The sequence below is a fragment of the Nonomuraea sp. NPDC050310 genome (genome assembly GCF_040655795.1).
Taxonomy (GTDB): domain Bacteria; phylum Actinomycetota; class Actinomycetes; order Streptosporangiales; family Streptosporangiaceae; genus Nonomuraea.
The window spans coordinates 41,178-58,646 of record NZ_JBFAKP010000006.1 but is presented as its reverse complement, the minus strand read 5'-3'; the positions used below and the strand labels follow the sequence as shown (position 1 = coordinate 58,646).

Annotated in this window: 12 protein-coding genes; 5 read left to right on the top strand and 7 right to left on the bottom strand. The window is 73.3% G+C overall.

All coding sequences use genetic code 11. The features are described from left to right. The first annotated feature begins 77 nt into the window (after nucleotides 1-77). Nucleotides 78-1,112 (top strand): 3-deoxy-7-phosphoheptulonate synthase, encoded by a 1,035-nt coding sequence (gene aroF / locus AB0I67_RS17400; RefSeq protein ID WP_357924179.1) that lies wholly within the window; start codon nucleotides 78-80, stop codon nucleotides 1,110-1,112. Nucleotides 1,113-1,197: 85 nt separating this feature from the next. Further along, nucleotides 1,198-1,488, top strand: a complete 291-nt coding sequence (locus AB0I67_RS17395; protein ID WP_357924177.1) for a YiaA/YiaB family inner membrane protein — start codon at nucleotides 1,198-1,200, stop codon at nucleotides 1,486-1,488. A 14-nt stretch (nucleotides 1,489-1,502) separates the two neighbouring features. On the opposite strand, the gene AB0I67_RS17390 is transcribed toward AB0I67_RS17395, so the two are convergent. The 4 genes from AB0I67_RS17390 to AB0I67_RS17375 form a co-directional block, all read right to left on the bottom strand. Next, nucleotides 1,503-2,582 carry a glycoside hydrolase family 19 protein gene (locus AB0I67_RS17390; RefSeq protein WP_357924175.1) on the bottom strand — a complete coding sequence of 360 codons (1,080 nt, stop codon included), beginning with the start codon at nucleotides 2,580-2,582 and terminating at the stop codon, nucleotides 1,503-1,505. Between the two features lie 67 nt (nucleotides 2,583-2,649). Next, nucleotides 2,650-3,846 (bottom strand): tRNA uracil 4-sulfurtransferase ThiI, encoded by a 1,197-nt coding sequence (gene thiI / locus AB0I67_RS17385; protein WP_357924173.1) that lies wholly within the window; start codon nucleotides 3,844-3,846, stop codon nucleotides 2,650-2,652. Nucleotides 3,847-3,880: 34 nt separating this feature from the next. Continuing rightward, nucleotides 3,881-4,522 carry a response regulator transcription factor gene (locus tag AB0I67_RS17380; protein ID WP_357924171.1) on the bottom strand — a complete coding sequence of 214 codons (642 nt, stop codon included), beginning with the start codon at nucleotides 4,520-4,522 and terminating at the stop codon, nucleotides 3,881-3,883. 55 nt (nucleotides 4,523-4,577) lie between these two features. Beyond that, the gene (locus AB0I67_RS17375; protein ID WP_357924169.1) at nucleotides 4,578-5,675 is read right to left on the bottom strand and encodes a DUF5931 domain-containing protein; all 1,098 of its coding nucleotides are present in this window, start codon (nucleotides 5,673-5,675) and stop codon (nucleotides 4,578-4,580) included. A gap of 122 nt (nucleotides 5,676-5,797) precedes the next feature. Here AB0I67_RS17375 and AB0I67_RS17370 point away from each other — a divergent pair, with 122 nt between their 5' ends. Further along, on the top strand, nucleotides 5,798-6,586 hold the full coding sequence (locus AB0I67_RS17370; protein WP_357924167.1) for an MHYT domain-containing protein: 789 nt from the start codon (nucleotides 5,798-5,800) through the stop codon (nucleotides 6,584-6,586). Between the two features lie 63 nt (nucleotides 6,587-6,649). Continuing rightward, nucleotides 6,650-7,456, top strand: a complete 807-nt coding sequence (locus AB0I67_RS17365; protein WP_357924166.1) for an MHYT domain-containing protein — start codon at nucleotides 6,650-6,652, stop codon at nucleotides 7,454-7,456. A 148-nt stretch (nucleotides 7,457-7,604) separates the two neighbouring features. Here AB0I67_RS17365 and AB0I67_RS17360 read toward each other — a convergent pair whose 3' ends face one another. Next, a complete protein-coding gene (locus AB0I67_RS17360; RefSeq protein WP_357924164.1) occupies nucleotides 7,605-8,630 on the bottom strand; it encodes a 6-phosphofructokinase in 1,026 nt (341 codons plus the stop codon). Between the two features lie 100 nt (nucleotides 8,631-8,730). Here AB0I67_RS17360 and AB0I67_RS17355 point away from each other — a divergent pair, with 100 nt between their 5' ends. Then, on the top strand, nucleotides 8,731-10,179 hold the full coding sequence (locus AB0I67_RS17355) for a glycerol kinase (RefSeq protein ID WP_357924162.1): 1,449 nt from the start codon (nucleotides 8,731-8,733) through the stop codon (nucleotides 10,177-10,179). A gap of 657 nt (nucleotides 10,180-10,836) precedes the next feature. Here AB0I67_RS17355 and AB0I67_RS17350 read toward each other — a convergent pair. Together AB0I67_RS17350 and AB0I67_RS17345 are read right to left on the bottom strand one after the other, a co-directional pair. Beyond that, nucleotides 10,837-17,055: a hypothetical protein gene (locus AB0I67_RS17350; RefSeq protein WP_357924160.1), complete on the bottom strand. Its 6,219-nt coding sequence runs from the start codon at nucleotides 17,053-17,055 to the stop codon at nucleotides 10,837-10,839. Nucleotides 17,056-17,083: 28 nt separating this feature from the next. Beyond that, the gene (locus tag AB0I67_RS17345) at nucleotides 17,084-17,452 is read right to left on the bottom strand and encodes a hypothetical protein (RefSeq protein ID WP_357924158.1); all 369 of its coding nucleotides are present in this window, start codon (nucleotides 17,450-17,452) and stop codon (nucleotides 17,084-17,086) included. Nucleotides 17,453-17,469: the final 17 nt, after the last annotated feature.

The following is a 17,469-nucleotide window of genomic DNA, read 5'->3' as shown; positions in this document are numbered from 1 at the left end:
CACTAGCACACACAGGCGTCGAGAGGCCCCGGGTCCGTACAGGACCCGGGGCCTTCTCGTTTTTCCAGGGAGTTCAGATGGTCATCGTCATGGGGCAGGACGCCACGAGCGGCGACGTCGAAGCGGTCGTCGCGGTCGTGGAGGCGGCGGGCGTGGAGGCGTTCGTCAGCCGGGGCGTGCAGCGCACCATCGTCGGGCTGGTGGGGGACGTCTCCCAGCTCGGCGCGGTCAACCTGCGCGGCATGCGCGGCGTGGCCGACGCCGTGCGGATCACCACCCCGCACAAGCTGGTCAGCCGGGACAACCACCCCGACCGCTCCACCGTGCACGTCGGCGGGGTGCCGATCGGGCCCGGCAGCGTGACGCTGATCGCCGGCCCGTGCGCGGTCGAGACGCACCAGCAGACGCTCGACGCCGCCCGGATGGCGCAGACGGCCGGCGCGACCCTGCTGCGCGGCGGGGCGTTCAAGCCGCGCACCTCTCCCTACGCCTTCCAGGGGCTGGGCGAGGCGGGCCTGAAGATCCTCGCCGAGGTGCGGGAGGAGACCGGACTGCCGGTGGTCACCGAGGTCGTGGACGCGCACGACGTGGCGCTGGTCGCCTCCTACGCCGACATGCTCCAGGTCGGCACCCGCAACGCCCAGAACTTCGCGCTGCTCCAGGCGGTCGGCGAGGCGGGCAAGCCGGTCATGCTCAAGCGCGGGATGAGCGCGACCATCGAGGAGTGGCTGATGGCCGCCGAGTACATCGCCCAGCGCGGCAACCTGGACATCGTGCTGTGCGAGCGGGGCATCCGCACCTTCGAGACCGCCACCCGCAACACCCTGGACGTCTCGGCCGTGCCGGTCGCGCAGCGCCTGTCTCACCTGCCGGTCATCGTCGACCCCTCGCACTCCGGCGGCCGGCGCGACCTCGTGCTGCCGCTCACCCGGGCTGCCATCGCGGTCGGCGCGGACGGGGTGATCATCGACGTGCACCCCAACCCGGCCCAGGCGTTGTGCGACGGGCCGCAGGCGCTGGTGGACGGTGACCTGGAGGAGCTGGCCCAGGTGCTGCGCACCCTGCCGCAGGCGCTCGGGCGCACGCTGGTGGGGGACGTGCTCGCCGTCTAGGAGCGGGTACGGCTTGCCGTACTCATGGGTAACTTGAGTATTTCGCCCCATGTGGCGAGCTGTCCGGAGGGGGTGGACTGGAGGCATGACGACGAAGCCCATCCAGCCCACCCACACCGGGGCCTTCTACCTGCAGGCCGTCATCTCCTTCGCGCTGGCCTTCGGCGCGGTCGTGCTCGGCATCGCCTACCTGCCGGCCGACGCCTGGGTCCGCGGCTTCCTGGCCGTCGGGGTGCTCTACCTGGTGACCTCCAGCTTCATGCTGGCCAAGGTGGTGCGCGACAAGCAGGAGCTGGCCGCGGTCACCACCCGGGTGGACCAGGCCAGGCTCGACAAGCTGCTGGCCGAGCACGACCCGTTCAAGGTCGAGGCCTGAGCCCCGATCGCGGCTCAGCAGGTCAGGTTGCCGCCCGGCGCGACCCCGAGGATCTGGGTGAAGCGCTGGTAGGCGTTGACCCGGGACTGCACCTGGGCGGGGTTGCCGCCGTTGCACTCCAGGGCGCCGTTGATGCTGCGGATGGTCTCGCCGAAGCCGCGGCCGTTGACCATGGCGTCGTGCGCGGTCATGGTGCCGGGACCGTTCTGGGTCATCCAGTACCAGATGGCGGTCTTCCAGGCCACGGAGGCGTCCTGCTGGACCAGCCACGGGTTGGTCAGCAGCGGCAGCCCGAGGGCGTCGCCGGCGGCCTTGTAGTTGAAGTTCCAGCTGAGCTGGATCGGGCCCCGGCCGTAGTAGGCGGCCTGGCCGGCCGGGCAGCCGTAGGGCTGCGTGGCGTCGCAGTAGTGCGGGTAGTTGGCGGTGTTCTGCTCCACGATGTGGACCAGCCCGCCGGTCTCGTGGTTGACGTTGGCCAGGAAGGCGGCGGCCTCCTGCTTGCGCACGACGTCGCTGCCGGTCTTGGCGAAGGCCGGGTAGGCCGACAGGGCGGCGACCAGGCCGCTGTAGGTGTAGAAGGAGTTCCGGCTCGGGAACATCTGGTGGAACTGGGCCTCGGAGACCACGAATCCGGAGGGGTTGGGCGGGTTCGAGGTGGTGGGCGTCGGCGAGGGGGTGCTGCCGGTGCAGGTGTACGGGTCCCAGTACCAGTGGCTGATCACCGGGTCGTAGCCCGGGTTCTCGTGGACGGCGATGTAGTGGTTGCCGTCGGTGTAGCGCACGATGGCGCCGACGGCGTAGGTGGTGCCCGCCGCCCAGTCGGGGTAATCGCAGGTCGTGCCGCCGCCTCCGCCGCCACCTGAGCAGGCGCCCTGGTCGGCCCAGACGGCGGCGGAGCCCGGGGTCTCGCCCTGGGTCCACCACTTGGCGCTGTAGTTGCGCCCGTTGTGCGAGGCCTGCATGCCGCCGGTGTAGACCGCGGACGAGCTCCAGGCGGCGGCGCAGGCGGCGGCGTTGGCCGCCGCCATCGGCAGCACTGTCAGGACGGCGGCGGCCAGCAGTGCGGCGGTGAGTAACGCGTGGATGCTCTTCACCCGACCACTCCTTTAGGAAAGTTTCCTAATAGTTAGCGCGGCCGGGTGGAGTCTGCAAGGCCCAAAGTCAGATCGTGTACTCCTGGATGGAGTCGGCGAGCTGCACGGCGAGCTCCTCGGCGTCGAGGCGCTTCTCGATCACCTTGAGGTCCTCGATCTTGGCCCGGGTCTCGGCCCGCTTGGGCGCCAGCAGCGAGCAGCAGTCCTCGTCCGGCAGCTCGGAGATCTCCAGGGTGCCGATGCGCCGGGCCTCGGCCATGATCTCGGTCTTGTCCCAGCCCACCAGCGGGCGCAGGATCGGCAGGTCCACGGCCTGGTCCTGGGCGGCGATGTTGGCCAGCGTCTGGCTGGAGACCTGGCCGAGCGCGTCGCCGGTGATCAGCGCCTCGGCCTTGATCCGGTGCGCCACCTCCTCGGCGGTCTTGAGCATGAGCCGCCGCTGGGCGATGACGGCCAGCCGGTCCTGGCCGCTGTTGCGGATGGACTGCTGGGCCTTGCCGAACGGCACGACCCACAGCCGCGACTTGCCCTGGAACCGGTCGAGCTTCTTGACCAGCGCGAACGCCTTGTAGATCGACTCGGAGGTGGTGAACGGGATGCCGGAGAAGTGCAGGAAGTCGACGTGCAGGCCGCGCCGCATCATCCGGTAGGCCGCCACCGGCGAGTCGATGCCGCCGGACATCAGGATCAGCGCCCGGCCGCTGCTGCCCACCGGCAGGCCGCCCTGGCCGGGAAGGCCGTCGGTGTAGACGAAGACCTCGTCGCGATCGACCTCCACCGAGACGGTCAGCTCGGCGTTGCGCAGGTCGACCGGAAGCCCGAACTCGTCGTTGATGGTGCCGCCGACCAGGCGGTCGAGCTCGGCCGAGGTCAGCGGGAAGCGCTTGTCGCGGCGGCGCGAACGCACCCGGAAGGTGGCGCCCCGCTTGGTCTCCTCGCGGTCGCGCACCAGCTCCAGCGCGGCCTTGACCACCGAGTCCGGGTCCTTCGCCACCCGCCAGGCGCGGTGGATCCAGATCGTGCCGGGCACGTCGGCCACCCGGGCGGCGATCGCGTCGGCGGTCTCGACCGGGGTGCCGTCCGGCAGGAAGATGGCGATCACGCCGTGCCGGACCCGGACCTCGATCCTGAGCTCGAACTCCTTCAGGGCGTGGCGGATGTTGGCGGCCAGCCGGCGTTCGAAGAGCTCACGGTTCTTGCCTTTCAGGACGAGCTCGCCCAGCTTGAGCAGAACGCATGGCTCACCCAGGGCGGACATCGTCATGGCAGGACCTTTCCTCGGGAGACAGCCCTCCAGTCTAGTCCTCGTCCAGACCTTGCTCGATCGCGTATCTGACCAGCTCGACCCGGTTGTGCAGTTGGAGCTTGTTGAGGGTGTTCTGGACGTGGTTCTGCACCGTGCGATGCGACAGCACGAGGCGGTCGGCGATCTGCTTGTAGGACAGGCCCTTGGCGACCAGGCGCAGCACCTCGGTCTCCCGGTCGGTCAGCCGCGGGCCCTCGGCGGGCGCGGGCTGGGCGGCCAGCCGGCGGTACTCCCCCAGCACCAGCCCGGCCAGGCCGGGGGTGAAGACCGCGTCGCCCTCGGCGGTCCTGCGCACCGCCTCCAGGAACTCGCCGCGGTCGGCGGACTTGACCAGATAGCCTGACGCGCCCGCCTTGACCACCTGCAGGACGTCCTCCTGCTCGGCGCTGGCCGACAGCACCAGGATGCGGGGCGGGTCGGCGAGCGCCGCCAGCGCGGTGGCCACCTCGGCGCCGGACAGGTCCGGCAACTGCAGGTCGAGCACGACCACCTGGGGACGGACCGCCTCGGCCACTCGCACCGCCTGGCGGCCCTCGCCGACCGCCGCGACCACCTCGTACCCGGCTTCGGACAGGTCACGGGCCACGCCGTCGCGCCACATCGGGTGGTCGTCGACCACCATCACGCGCACCATGCGCCGAACTCTACTTCCTGAAGACTTCCTGGTACGAAGCCCCGTCGAACGCGGGTCAGCGCGGGACGGTGATCTCGATCTCGGTGCCCTGGCCGGGCGTGGAGACGATGTCCACCCGGCCGCCGAGATCGCGCACCCGGCCCACGATCGACTGGGCCACGCCGAGCCGGCCCTGGGCGCGGGCCTCGGGCAGGCGGCCGGCGGCGATACCGGGCCCCTCGTCCCGGACGGTGACCGCGACGCCGTCCTCGGCCTCCTCGGCGAACACCCACGCCCTGGCCCCGGGGCCACAGTGGTCGCGCACGTTGTCCAGGGCCGCGCCCACCGCCGCCGCGACCTCCTCGGCCACCCCGGTCGCGAGCACGAGCGGGGTGGCCGGCGTCGAGACGGTGACCTCGGGCGAGGCGTAGGGCAGCAGCAGGTCGCGCAGGTCGGCCGAGCCGGTGGGCTGCGGGCGGACCGCGACGAGCCGGCGCAGCGCCCGTTCCTGCTCACCGGCCAGCCGGCCCAGCTCGGCCGCCTCGCCGCCAAGTTCGAGCCCGCGCCGCTGCACCAGGGCGAGCACCTGGAGGACCGAGTCGTGGATGCCGCGCGCCAGCCGGTCGCGCTCGCGCTGGGCGGCCTCCATCTCGGCGGCGCGCTGCATCCGCGCCTCAGCCTCCTTGGCCAGCCGCGCGACGTGGCCGACGACGACGCCGGCGAGGAAGAGCAGCACCACGCCGTTGACCAGGAGCGGCACGCCGGGCACCCGCCAGCGCAGCCACACGTCGACCGCGCCCACGACGGCCGCCGCCACCGCGCCGGCGCGGCGCCCGCCGTACACCGCCCAGGCCAGGACCGGGGCGGCCACCCAGGTGGCCGGGATCGGCATGGTGCCGGGCCCGGCCTGCTGGTCCCCCTGCGCGTACGGCGTGGCCAGCAGGCAGCCGACCGTGACGAGCAGGTCGAGGCCCAGCAACGGCCAGCGGTGCAGCGAGCGGACGGAGTAGGCCCAGATCGAGGCCGCCGTCCACAGCGCCATGACGGCGATGATCGCCCAGCCGGTCAGCGGGGCGGCGTACCCGTCGTGCTGGATCAGCAGGACCACGGCGTAGGCGAGCGAGGCCACGCGGAAGACGGCGATCGCCCGCCAGAAGGGCCCTTCTATACCCATGAAACTTTCTCGCGTTTCCGACAGAGCCCTTGACAGATAGTCGAGGTATCCATGCGACCCGTCCCTCATTTCTGCCAAAATCCGGAAAGATCACTAGTCAGTGCCACATAGCAAGAGGTGACATGGTTAATCATTTCATCCACGGCGCGACCACCCCGGTCCTCGCCTACGTCATGTCCTGTGTCGGCTCGATGCTCGGCCTTCGCCTGACCGCCCAGGCCCACCGGAGCAGCGGCGCCTCACGCGGGCGGTGGCTGGCCGGCGCCGCGGTCTCCATCGGCGGCACCGGCATCTGGGTCATGCACTTCATCGCCATGATGGGCTTCGACGTCGCCGGGACGGTCATCCGCTACGACGTGCCGCTGACCATCCTGTCCGCGGTGGTGGCGATCACCGTGGTCAGCGCGGGGCTGTTCCTGGTCACCCTGGGCGGCGGCCGGGTCCTGGCCCTGCTCGGCGGCGGCCTGCTCACCGGCCTGGGCGTGGCCGGCATGCACTACCTGGGCATGTACGCCATGAACATGTCCGCCCACGTCAGCTACGACCCCCTGGTCGTCGGGCTGTCGGTCGGCATCGCGGTGGTCGCCGCGACGGTCGCGCTCTGGTTCACCCTGCGGGTCAAGCGCCCGGTCTGGATCACCGTGGCCGCGCTGATCATGGGCGTCGCGGTCTGCGGCATGCACTACACCGGCATGTTCGCGATGATCGTGACCCCGCACGCGATGCCCGGCCACGTCGCCGGCGCCGACGCGCTCGACTTCCTCGTGCCTTTGATGACCTTGGTCAGCCTTGCCACCCTGACAATGTTGCTGATGGCCATCCTTTCCCCGTCAGAACGGGAACAACGCGAAGACGAGGAACTGTTGCGAAGGCTTCAGGCCCGCCGCGTGGGGACGCTCCCCCGCTGGTAAGTTGCCACTTTTGCCATTGGTCGGGAATACTCCCTTGAATTCAACCTTCAAGGGAATCCCCGCATGTCCGCCATTGATCATTTCTCCTATGGCTGGCTCACGCCCGCCCTCGCCTATCTCATGTCCAGCGCCGGCTCGATGCTCGGCCTTCTGCTCACCTCGCGCGCCCGGCTGATGAGCGTGCGCGAGGCCCGCTGGTGGCTCGTGGGCGCCGCCGTCTCCATCGGCGGCACCGGCATCTGGGTCATGCACTTCATCGCCATGATGGGCTTCGACGTCGCGGGGACCGCCATCCGCTACGACGTCCCGCTGACCATCGGCTCCGCCGTCCTGGCGGTGCTGGTGGTCGGCGCGGGGCTGTTCCTGGTCGGCCACGGCGGCACCCGCGCGGCCTACCTGCTGCCCGGCGGTGCCCTGGCCGGCCTGGGCGTGGCCGGCATGCACTACCTGGGCATGCACGCCATGAACATGTCCGCGCACGTCAGCTACGACCCGCTCGTCGTCGGGCTTTCGGTGGCCATCGCGGTGGTCGCGGCCACGGTCGCGCTCTGGTTCACCGTGCGGGTGCGCGGCGCGCTCGCCATCGGCGGAGCCGCGCTGATCATGGGCGTCGCGGTCTGCGGGATGCACTACACCGGCATGTTCGCCATGTCGGTGCACCTCTTGTCGGAACCGGCCGTCCTGCACGGCGCCCGGGCGATCGACTTCCTGCTCCCGCTCATCGTGGGCATCAGCATGATCACCGTCGGATTGCTGCTGACCGTACTGCTGTCGCCGTCGGAAAAAGAGCTCCGCGGCGACGAGGAGTTTCGCGCGCGGCTCGCCCGGCGCGACGACGGCCGCGAAAGCGGCAACCTTTTCCAGGCCTAGCCGGAAAAGGCGCGGAAATAGCAGTACGGCTTGCGCCGGTGGTGGGCCGCCGATGGTGGCGCAAGCCGTACTTGGAGGGGTTGCGCGAGGCGAACCCCGCTACGTGCGAAAAACTACGGCGGGCCGCTTGCAGCCCGCCTGCAAGCCTCTATCCGAAGAAGACCTCGGCTTCGGCGTACCGCGCCGGCGGCACGGTCTTGAGCTCGGCGGTCGCCTCGTCCAGGCCGACCCGCACGATGTCGGTGCCGCGGAGCGCGACCATCTTGCCGAAGTCGCCGTCGTGCGCGGCGTCGATGGCCTGGAGCCCGAAGCGGGTGGCCAGGACCCGGTCGAAGGCGGTCGGGGTGCCACCGCGCTGGATGTGGCCGAGCACGGTGGTGCGGGCCTCCTTGCCGGTGCGCTTCTCGATCTCCTTGGCCAGCACCTCGCCGATGCCGCCGAGCCGGACGTGGCCGAAGGCGTCGAGCTCGCCGGTCTGCACCGCCATCGTGCCCTCGATCGGGTGCGCGCCCTCGGCGACCACGATGATCGGCGAGTAGCGGGTGCGGAAGCGCGACTCGACGTACTCGCAGACCAGGTCGATGTCGAACGGCTTCTCCGGGATCAGGATGACGTTGGCGCCGCCGGCCAGGCCCGCGTGCAGCGCGATCCAGCCCGCGTGCCGGCCCATGACCTCGCAGATCAGCGCCCGGTGGTGCGACTCCGCGGTGGTGTGCAGGCGGTCGATCGCCTCGGTGGCGATGTTGACCGCGGTGTCGAAGCCGAAGGTGTAGTCGGTGCCGGACAGGTCGTTGTCGATCGTCTTGGGCACGCCGACGACGTTGACACCGCGCTCCGACAACTGGCGGGCGACACCCAGGGTGTCCTCGCCGCCGATCGCGATCAGCGCGTCGACGCCCGTGGCCGCCAGGTTGTCCTTGATCCGGTCGACCCCGCCCCCGATCTTGATCGGGTTGGTGCGGGACGAGCCCAGGATGGTCCCGCCGCGCGGCAGGATGCCGCGGACCGCCTGGATGTCCAGCGGCATGGTGTCGCCTTCGAGCGGCCCGCGCCAGCCGTCACGGAATCCGACGAACTCGTGGCCGTAAACGCTCACCCCCTTGCGCACGACAGCCCTGATCACAGCATTGAGACCGGGGCAGTCGCCGCCTCCGGTGAGCACTCCGATACGCATCGCGGGGTTCCTCCCGATGGGGTTCACGAACCAGAATCGCATTGTGCCCGCGGGTCCGGGCATTGGTCTAGACCAAAGGTGTCATAAGGAGGGCGTTTCCGTGAGCGTTTTGGCCGTGGACGCGGGGACCACCGGGGTGACCGCACTCATCGTGACCGGCGAGGGCCGGGTGGCCGCCCGGGGTTATGAGGAGTTCGCCCAGCATTTCCCCCGTCCGGGATGGGTCGAGCACGCTCCTGAGGAGATCTGGCAGGCCACCCTCGCCGCCTGCCGTACCGCTCTGGAGGCGTACGGCGAGCGGCCCGAGTGCCTGGGGCTGACCAACCAGCGTGAGACGGCCGTGTTGTGGGACCGGCGCAGCCTGGCCGCGCCGCGCCGCGCCATCGTGTGGCAGGACCGGCGCACCGCCGAGGTCTGCGACCGCCTGCGCGAGCACGAGCCGCTCGTCTCCGAAGTGACCGGGCTGCGGCTCGACCCCTATTTCACCGGCACCAAGCTGGCCTGGCTGGCCGAGCACGAGCCGGAGGTCTGGGCGGGCGTGCGCGCCGGTCGCACCGCGATCGGCACGGTCGACTCCTACCTCATCGCCCGGCTCACCGCGGGCGCGCGGCACGTGACCGACCCGTCCAACGCCTCGCGCACCCTGCTGTACGGCCTGGCCTCCGGCACCTGGGACGAGCGGATGTGCGAGCTGTTCGGCGTGCCGGCGTCGGCCCTGCCGGAGATCGTCCCGAACCACGGCCCGGTCGGCCGCACCGCGCCCGAGGCCTTCCTGGGCCTCGACCTGCCCATCACCGGCCTGGCCGGCGACCAGCAGGCGGCGTTGTTCGGCCAGACCTGCTTCTCACCCGGCGACGTCAAGTGCACCTACGGCACCGGCTCCTTCCTGCTGGTCAACACCGGCCAGGAGATCGTCCGGCCCGAGGGCGGGCTGCTCACCACGGTCGCCTGGCAGACCCCCTCCGGCGAGCGCACCTTCGCCCTGGAGGGCTCGATCTTCGTCACCGGCGCGGCCATCCAGTGGCTGCGCGACGGGCTCGGCCTGCTCGGCAGCGCCCGCGAGTCCGAGGCGATCGCCCGGACCGTCCCCGACAGCGGCGGCGTCGTCTTCGTGCCCGCCCTCACCGGCCTGGGCGCGCCGCACTGGGACCCCGAGGCGCGCGGGCTGATCACCGGCCTCACCCGGGGCGCCACCCGCGCCCACCTCGTCCGGGCCACCCTGGAGGCCATCGCCTACGAGGTGCGAGACGTGGTGTCGGCCATGCCGGCCATCTCCACCCTCAAGGCCGACGGCGGGGCCAGCGCCAACGACCTGCTCATGCAGATCCAGGCCGACGAGCTCGGCGTGCCGGTCGAGCGGCCCGAGATCCAGGAGACCACCGCCCTGGGCGCCGCCTTCCTGGCCGGGTTGGGGGCCGGGGTGTGGTCGTCCCCGGACGAACTGCGCAAGACGTGGCGCCTGGACCGCCGCTTCGAACCCGGCGCGCGGGACGAGTCGGGCTACGACCGCTGGCGCCACGCCGTCCGCCTCGCCACCACCCGCAACTGACCCCTACGCGCAACCGACCCCACCCACCCCTCGCCCCGTCCACCCCTCGGCCCGACCGGCCGCCCTCCCACTCCGCCACCCACGTGCCCAGCCGCCCTCCCAACCCATCTGCCCAGCCACCCGCCCACCCCTCGGCCCGACCGGCCGCCCTCCCACCCCGCCACCCACCTGCCCAGCCACCCTCCCGACTTCCCGTCCTCTCGTCCTCTCGTCCCGCCACCCGCCCGCCCCGCACCCTTCCGCCCGGCACCCGCCGTCCTTCCCGCCGGACCGGACCCTCGGGCCGTCCAGTCGTTAGGGGTGCGGGGGCGGCAAGGCTGGGGTGAGCCGGGGTGGGGCCGGCCAGGCTGGGGCCGGCCAGGCTGGGGCCGGCCAGGCTGGGGCCAGCCAGGCTGGGGCCCGGCAGTCCGGCGCCCCCTCCGGCGCCCCCGTCCGGCGCCCCCCGTCCGGCGCCCCCGTCCGGCGCCCCCGTCCGGCGCCCCCCGTCCGGCGCCCCCCGTCCGGCGCCCCCCGTCCGGGGCCCGCCGTCCGGGCTCGGGCGAGCCAGGCCAGCGCGGGCCAGGCCAGGCCAGGACGGGCCACGGTTGGGCGGGCGCACTTGGGCGGCGGGCGAGCGGGGGCGGGCTGGGTAGGCCCGGGTTCTGGGCCTTCCTCCGGTCAGAGGTGGCGGGCAGCGTGCAGGGCTTCGGGGGCGAGGTCGGTGACGACGTGCAGGAGACCCGTGTGGTCGGCGTGCTGAGCCAGGGCCAGGCACAGCAGGCGGGCCGAGAGCGGAGCAGGGGCCTTCCTCGCCAGCTCCGCCAGGGCGGAGGCCCGCTCGGGAGGCCCGTCCATCGCCTCGGCGACGGCCTGGGCCTTGCCGAAGTCCCCGACCGAGGCCCACGCCCCGGCCAACGACCGCCGGGCCTCGTCTCGGCTCCGACCGTACGGCAGCGCATCCACCAGCGCCGCCACCTCGGCGAGCAGGCCGAGAGCCGCCGCCGCCTCACCCCTCTGGCGCCGGGCAACGGCCAGCTCGCACAACGCCGGCACCACCGCGTCGCGTCCGTACCGCCCCCGCGCGACCGCCTCCGCCCGCTCCAGGTCCCCGACCCGCAGCCACGTCTCGAACAACTCCTGCAACGCGTCGGGGGCACTCTCCCAGGCAGTCTCCCCGGTACCACCCGCCACCCGTTCGGCCAGCGCACGCGCCCGTGCCTGGTCGCCCGCGTCCATGGCCTCGTTCACCAGCCACCTGCGAACCTCCGTGCCGGAGTCGAAGGCCGCCTCCCCGACCGCCCGGGCCCGCTCCCGCTCACCCGCGCCCGCCCACCCCTCCAGCAGACGAACCAGATGGACGGCCTGCTCATCGGCCGCCATCCCCAGCACCAGCGCCTCCGCCCCCACCAGGTCCCCGTCGTCCAGCAATTCTTCGACACTCCGCGCGCGAGCTCGAACCCGACGCCCCTCGTCCAGCACCGCCGCAGCCACCGCAACCGCGGGGGCAAGCTCACCCACCACCGCCTCCAGCCCCGCCCCAAGCGGCCCGGGCCCGGACTCCTCGCCACCCTCACCGCTGCCGTCACGATCACCGCCAGCCCCGACTCCGCCGGCAAGGTCCTTATCACCGCAAGCCCGGTCTCCACGGCGATCCTCGGCCGGGGCGAGCTCGGGAAGGCGGTCTCCGTCTGCGGTGGTGGGGGTGGCGGGGTCGGTGGTGGGGATGGCGGGGCCGGTGGCGGGGATGGCGGGGCCGGTGGTGGGGATGGCGGGGCCGGTGGTGGGGATGGCGGGGGCGGTGGTGGGGATGGCGGGGCCGGTGGCGGGGGTAGCGGAGGCCGGGGGATTGGCGGAGGCTGTGGCGGGGGTGGCGGCGGAGGCGGTGGCCGCGCTGGAAGGGATGGAGGCGGTGGCCGCGCTGGAAGGGATGGAGGCGGTGGCCGCGCTGGAAGGGATGGAGGCGGTGGCCGCGCTGGAAGGGATGGAGGCGGTGGTCGCGCTGGAAGGGGTGGAGGTGGTGGCCGCGGCGGAGGCGAGGGCGAGCCATCCTCGGACCATCTGTTCGATCGAGGCGCGGACGGGTGGCGGCATGGCGGACCAGTGTCCGCCTGGTTCCGTCCTCAGCTGCTCGAAGGTGGTCTCGGCGGCCTCGGCGAAGGTACGGGCCCGGGCGAAGTCCCCGGCGGCGGCGTGGGCCTGCGCCAGCATGGTCAGGGCCTGGATACGGTCGGTGTCGCCCACGATGCCGGTCTCGGCCAGCCGTTCCGCCCGCTCCAGCGCGCCGACCCGGATCAGCGCGTAGAAGGTGTGGATGGCGGCCGGGTCTCCCCCGCCGGTGGTCAGCCGGGCCAGCAGCGCCGACTCCACGGTCCGGGCCAGCCGGGCAGCGTGGTCGAGGTCCCCCGCCGCCGCCCAGACCCGGACCGACCAGATGAGCGCCTCGGCCCGGGGCTGCAGACCACTGTACGGCGCGTCGTTCGACATACGTTGTGCGGCCGCTTCCGCCCGCTCGGCCAAGGCCCGCGCCCCACCTACCCTCGCCCCACCCGGCACCCCACCACCCGGCACCGGGGAACCCGCCACCGCCCCACCCGCCACCGCACCGACCGTCAGCGCACCGCCCGGCACCGCACCGCTCGGCACCGCGGAACCCGGGATCGCGGAACCCGGGATCGCGGAACCCGGGATCGCGGTGTGAGGGGTTGGGGTGGGCTCGATGCGGGGTGGCGGCTTCTCCGCTGCGGCAAGGGCGCGGGCGATCTTGACGGCCGCGAGGCTGTGTGGTGGGACGATCTCTGCCGCACGGTCCGGTTCGCCCGCCGACAGCCACCCCAGCGCCAGGTCCTCCCGAGCAGCCGACCTGCCTTCCGACTCTGGGAACAGTGACGCGATCCGTTCGGCCCGCGCCCACTCCCCCGCGGCCACGAAGGCCCCCACCAGGTCGTCGACCACGTCGGCGTCCACGCCCTCATCCGCATCGGTATCCGCGTCGCCGTCCATGCCGCCGTCCATGCCGCCGTCCACGTCGGCTGCCACGTCTGTAGCGACCGGATCAGCGGCGTGCCCAGCGGCCTCCCCGGCCGTGTCCTGGGTGCCCTCCCCTCCAGGTTCCCCGGCAGCCGCGCTGACGGCTTCGGCCAAGATCCTCAAGGACGCCTCGGCGCGGTCGGGCAGGCCGGCGGCCAGCCAGGCCTGGGCGACGCTCGACTGGAGGCCCAGCAGGAGGTCGGCCCGCAGGTAGGCCAGGGCGAAGCCCTCGACCTCCTCGGCACAGGCGCGAGCGGCCTCCGGGTCACCGAGCTCGTGATGAACCCGCGCAAGGTCGGTGGTCAACCAGAGGCGGTCCCAGAGGCCGGCGACCAGGCCGGTGGTCCAGAAGGCGGGCCCGGCGTGCGCGAGCGCCTCGTCCCGGTCACCGGCCGCCGCCCAGAGCAGCGCCGTCCGGATCTCGGCCCGCGCCAGCACCTCCGGGTCGAGGATCGAGCCGGCGGCGCTCTCGGCCGCCTCGGCCAGCGCCTGGAAGGCCTCCGGGTCGTCGGCCTCCGCCATCGGCCCCATGATCCCGATCAGCGCCCTCGCCCGGTCGGCGGCGCCGCCGATGGCGTTGGCCACGACGGCCGCGTCCCCCAGCCACCCGGCGTCCCGCATCCGCGCGGCCAGTCCGGCCAGCGCCGCGGTCTGCTCGCGGGGGTCGGGGATGTCGTAGGCCGCGTCGAAGGCCGGCTGGGTGACGGCGATGACCCGCTCGTCGATCCCCGACAGGACGGCCTCGCCGTACAGCCGGCTCAACGTCGCGCTGCGCGTGCCGGGGTCGGGGATCTTCGCCGCGACCGCCGCGGCCTCCTCCGCCAGCCCCAGTTGATCGAGCACCCCGGCCAGCGTCTCGAACAGGTCGCCGCGCTCGGCCGGGTGGTCGAGCGCGTCGCCGAGCTCCCCGGCGAGCCGCCCGCAGGCGGCGGCCCGGTCGGGTTCGCCGAGCGCGTGCCAGACGGGCATCAGCGTGGCCGTGTCGACACCGCGCGCCCATGGGCTTCCCTCGGAGGCCGCCAGCAGGTCCTCTGCCTGTTCGGCGGTACGGCGGGCGGCCTCGGTGTCACCGGCGTGCACGAGCGCCTCGGCGCGGGCGGCCAGCAGGGCGGCCTCGTCCCACTGCTCGGCCGACTCCTCCAGCACGGCCAGCGCCCGTTCCGCCCAAGCCCGGCGGTGTTCCTCCGGAATCTGCTTCGCCAGGTCCAGGAGCAGCGCGACCCGCACACCCGGCGGTTCCGGCTCGAGCAGCGCGGCGGCGCGGTCGGCGGCGCCCGCCGAAACGAGCGCCTTGGCGAGCGGGAGGAGTGCGTCGCCGCGCCGGGCGGGGTCGGCGAGCTCGCGGAAGACCGATTCCGCCAGGCCGGGCTCCGCCTCGTCGATCAGCCGGTAGGTGAGCCAGTGCAGCGCGTCGTCCCGTCGCCGCGCGCCGGCGACGGCCCGTCCGGCGGCGCACGCCTCCGCGTACTCGCCGTTCGCGAGGTGGATCTCGGCCAGGACGATCCGGACCTCGTCGAGATGGGCCGGTTCCTCGACCAGGGCGGGCAGATCGCGCAGCCGCTCGTTCTCGCCCAGGTCGGCCAGGACCCGCATCAGGTCGAGCAGCGGGCCGGGCCCGCGCATCGGGTCGCCCTCCCGCAGGTTGGCCAGCGCGCCCTCCAGGGCGGGTGCGATGAGCCGCCGGGCGCCCGCCGGGTCGCCCAGGCCGATCAGGGCGCGCATCAGCTGGTTGAGCGCGGGCGCCACCCAGGCGTACAGGAAGCCGTCGGCATAGGTCTCGGCGGCCTCGAACCTGATCCGCGCGACCTCCTCGGCGTCGCCGAGCGCGTGCTGGAGCGGCAGGAGCCGCGCCAGCGCGGAGATCCGCAGGTAGGCCCCGCGGCCGAGCGCCTCGATCCGGCCGGCGAGCCGCCGCGCCTGTTCCGGCTCTCCCCCGGCCAGCAGCGCTTCGGCGAGGTCGGCCAGCAGGCCGATCCGCTCGGCGCTCTCCTCCTCGCGGATCTGGTCCTCCGGCCGCGTGGTGAGGTAGGCGGCCGCCCAGCGGGCCAGTTCGCGGGCCTCCTCCGCCCGCCCGGCGGCCCGCAGCGCGCGGGCCAGGCCGGTCAGCGCCGGCATCGCCAACCCGCCCTCGTCGACCAGCAGCGCCGAAGCGGGCGCGTCCGGGTCCCGGTCGGCGATCGAGCGCAGGGCCGCGCCCGCGCGGTCCAGCTCGCCGGCGGCCAGGAACGCCTCGCCCAGGGCCAGGCGGAGGTGCCGTAGCGCGCCGAAGGGGGTGGCGACCAGCGCCTCGGCGCGTTCGTACGCTCCGGCCGCGACGAGCGCCTTGATCAGTTCCGGTCCTGCTCTCCGCTCCCGCCAGGCGAACTCCTCGGCGGTGCCGAGGTCGCCGCTCTCCGCCAGCGCCTCCGACAGCTCGCCGTACGCCTGCCTGACGGGGTCGTCGTACTGGTGCATCGGGATGAGCGAGCGGGCGAGGGTCTCCGCGCGGGTCAGGTGGCCGGCGGCGGCCCAGATCAGCGGGAGGCGAGGCGGCAGGCCGGCGCTGCGCCCGTAGAGGCGGCGCCGGGCGGCGGCCAGGTCGAGCGCCGCCGCGACGTCCGGGTCCTCCTGGGCGCACACGAAGCTCTGGGCCAGGGCGAGGTCGGCGTAGGCGACGGCGTCACCGCCGCTGACGTCGAGCATCCGGTCGAGCCTGGCGCCGTCGGTCGCGTAGGTCACCATGCGCGGCAGATCGCCCTGGCTGTGCAGGAGCCGGAAGTAGCCGCGCAGCAGGTACTCCGGGGTGCCTTCCGGCCAGCCAAGCTCGCGGTGCCGGTCGGCCCAGGCGTGCAGGAGCTCGCGGTAGCGGGCCTGTTCGGCCGCGCTGAGGTTGGCGAGGGCGGCCTGCTGCAGTTCCTCGTGGGCGAGGGTGTAGACCTCGGCGGGCACCCAGCGGCCGGTCCGGCTCTGGAAGGTACGGCCCGCCACCGCGCGCAGGCGCCGGCGGACGACCGGCTCCGACAGGTCGGCCAGCTCCGCCAGATCGCGGCTGCTCAGGCCGCCGCCCGCGGTCGCGACCAGGCCGACGAGGTCGTGCTCGGGCCCGTCGGTGTCGAGCAGCCGCCACAGCTCGCGCTCGGCGTCGTCCCGGACGGCCCTCGCCTCGGCCGAGGTGCTCAGCGGCCGGACGATCCCTGGATCGCGCAGCGGATGCCAGGCGGGCACGTCCTGCGGCACGGGCGGGCTCGGCCGTCCGGCCACCACCACCCGCACGCCGGGCGGCAGGCTCGCCGGGAGCAGGGCGGCGATGCTGTAGGCGTCGGCGCCGGCGGTCACGCCCCGGTCCTCGTCCAGGCCGTCGACCACGAGGACGAGCCGGTGTCCCGACTGCGAGCAGGCCGCCGCGGCCTCGTCCAGGGCCTGGTTGAGCTGCCCCACCCACATCGCCTCCGACAGCGGGGCAGGCATCGGCTCCCCGGCGAGCTCGGCGAGCTGCTCGACCACCACCGGCAGGAAGCCGGCCCGGTCGCTGTTGCCGGGCAGGCGGGCGGTGACGAAGAAGGACACGATCTTGACCCCGGCCGGAGGGTGCTGCACGAACCAGGCCATCAGCGCCGACTTGCCCGCCCAGGCCGGGCCCTGCCACCAGGCGTAGGACGGGCCTTCCGGCGCGGTGCAGAACCGGGCCAGCTCGGCCAGTTCGGCCTCACGTCCGATGAGCTCGCCGGGGAAGAGCTGCTTGACCTGGAAGGGGTAGGCCGAGCGGGCGGGTCTGGGCGGCGGGGACTGGTAGATGTGCGCCGCCCCGGATACGGCTATGCCACCGCGATCGGCGTACGCGTCGCCGGTGTTCTTGACCGTCACCTTCTGCGGAGGAGGTTCAGCGGTCACGCGTTCCCCTCCTCGGGTGCGTCCTCACTCAGTCCAGCCGGGCGCCGGTGCCGGCTTCCCCGCCGTCGGAGGCCTCGGCGTCTCCGGTGTCCGTCACCCGGATATCGTCCGGCAGCGCGGTCCCGGACGCGGTCAGCCCGGTGTTCGCCAAGGCCCCGGGGCCGGTGGCGGTCGCGTTGCCCGTCTTGCGAACGTGCACGGCCTTGCCGCGCGTCGCGGCCTGGTCGCGCCGGGGCAGCCCCGCCCACACCGCGACCCCCACCGCCGCCACGCCGGCCAGCGCGGACAGCCCGGTCGCGATCTTGTCCGCGTCGTCCCAGCGCAGCACGGTGAGCACGACCGCGAGCACGGCCACCACTCCTGCGGTCGCCAGGATCGCCACCCGTCGTCCATCCACCCCCGCATCATCCTGGC